The organism is Sphingopyxis sp. EU05-FHT14B03 (assembly GCF_058790875.1).
Genome location: NZ_JBYTDC010000011.1, coordinates 1 through 1,440, shown reverse-complemented (window position 1 = coordinate 1,440; position 1,440 = coordinate 1). Strand labels below are relative to the sequence as shown.

Sequence of the window (1,440 nt, the reverse complement as noted above, 5' to 3'; positions counted from 1 at the left end):
CTAGCACTACTTTGGCAGAAGTTTGATTTTGGGGATTCCCATTTTGGTTGATGGGTGATTCATAGGGAGCCGACGTTGGAAGGATGTCGGCGATGGATGGTGATTGGCGTGTTGATCTGGAGCGTTGGCTGGCGCCCTATCTGGAGGGCCTTGGCCACAAGGCTCGGCAACGGATGTGCCCGGCCTATGTCGCGGGCCTGATCGGTCCGGGGGATCGCAAGAGCATCCAGCCGATGGCGGCGCGGACGGGCGAAGTCGGCTATGATCGCCTGCATCACTTCATCGGTGCGGGCCTTTGGGACAGCGGTCCGCTTGAGGCGACCCTGTGGGAACAGGCCGATGCGCTGGTCGGCGGCGACAAGGCATGGCTGATCATCGACGACACCGCGTTGCCGAAGAAAGGGACGGCGTCGGTGGGAGTGGCGCCGCAATATGCATCAGCGCTGGGCAAGAATGCGAACTGCCAGACGCTCGTATCGGTGACGCTGGCGTCGCGAGAGGTGCCGATCATGCTGGGCTTGCGGCTGTTCCTGCCGGAAAGCTGGACGAGCGACGAGGCGCGCATGGTCAAGGCGGGCGTGCCCGAGCCCTTCCGCCCGTATCGCACCAAGCCGGCGATCGCTATCGAGGAAATCGACCGGGTCATTGCCGCCGGGGTGCGCTTTGGCTGTGTGCTCGCGGATGCCGGATACGGCCTCTCGGCTTCTTTCCGCCAGGGGCTGAGCACAAGAGGCTTGCACTGGGCGGTCGGCATCCCACGGCACCAGAAGGTTTATCCCGCTGATGTGCAACTGATCTTCCCCGTGGCGGGACGCGGGCGTCCCCGTCAGCACCACGTTCCGGACACCGCATCGCGCGCCGCCCACGCCGTGCTCGACGACGCAAAATGGCGACAGATCAGTTGGCGTCGGGGAACGAAGGGACGCCTGAGCGCGCGCTTTGCCGTCATGCGCGTCCGCATCGCCGACGGCCCGCCGCAACGCATCGGCGCCTCGGGCGCGCAGCACATGCCCGGGGAAGAAGCATGGCTGGTCGGCGAGCATCGCTCCAGCGGCGAGCGCAAATATTATCTCTCGAACCTGCCCGCAGATACGCCGATCCGGGATATCGCCGGCGCCATCAAGGCGCGCTGGATCTGCGAGCAGGCCCATCAGCAACTCAAGGAAGAACTCGGTCTCGACCATTTTGAAGGGCGATCATGGACAGGTCTTCATCGCCATGCCCTCATGACGATGATCGCATATGCCTACCTGCAATCCCGCCGCCTCGCTCAGGCGGGACGGAAAAAAAAGAATCGCAGGACCACCGCCGCAACCCAGTCTGCCCGCAGTCCGGCAGGCCATCCTTGATCACCTATCCAGGCCGCCGCCTGCCTGTTGCCCCCAATGCGGTCACCGCCTCCGTGAAGAGACAATCAAACTTCTGCCAAAGTAGTGCTAG

General features: G+C 63.7%; 1 pseudogene. It reads left to right on the top strand.

The annotated features are described in order from the left end of the window. Positions 1 to 92: 92 nt before the first annotated feature. Positions 93 to 1,440, top strand: a pseudogene (locus tag AC3WS4_RS25235) (IS701 family transposase); the annotation flags it as partial.